The organism is Vibrio sp. 378, assembly GCF_033339435.1.
In genome coordinates, this window is the sequence record NZ_JAWOUO010000464.1 from 1 (window position 1) to 752 (window position 752).

Here is a 752-nt window from a genome sequence, read left to right on the forward strand (position 1 = left end):
AGTCGCAAACAAGCGAGGCTGGAAGCAAAACAGTTTATTGATACTCTCTCGGTACAGCCGTACCCAAACTCAGCCAAAGTGTATGTAGAGGGTTCTCGTCCTGACATCCGAGTGCCAATGCGTGAAATTTCTTTGGCTGATAGCCTAATTGGTGGCACAAAAGAGGCACCAAATTTTGAGCCGAATGAGCCTGAACGTGTGTATGACACCTCTGGTGTGTATACCGACCCAGATTACTCTATCGACCTTTATAGTGGCTTACCAAAGCTTAGAGAGGGGTGGATTGAAGAACGCAATGATACTGAAATCCTTGAAGATGTGAGCTCTGTTTACGCAAAAGAGCGTCTTGACGATGAAACCTTAGATGATTTGCGTTATGGCAACTTACCACGTATTCGACGAGCTAAAGCCGGAAAATGCGTCACTCAACTACACTATGCTCGCAAAGGCATTGTTACTCCGGAAATGGAATACATTGCACTGCGTGAGAACATGGGTCGCGCTCAATATCGCGATGACGTGCTGACTCAGCAGCATCCTGGTCAAAGCTTCGGTGCAAATCTACCTAAAGACATTACTGCAGAATTCGTTCGTAAAGAAGTTGCAGAAGGTCGCGCCATCATTCCTTCGAATATCAATCATCCAGAATCTGAACCAATGATTATTGGCCGTAACTTCTTAGTTAAGGTGCATGCCAATATTGGTAACTCATCGGTAACGTCTTCAATCGACGACGAAGTGGAAAAACTTGT

1 protein-coding gene is annotated in these 752 nt (G+C 45.2%); it reads left to right on the forward strand.

What is annotated here, in order from left to right; genetic code table 11:
- Positions 1-752 (forward strand): phosphomethylpyrimidine synthase ThiC (locus R7Q48_RS26950; protein WP_318133312.1); only part of this gene is annotated, 752 nt, incomplete at both ends.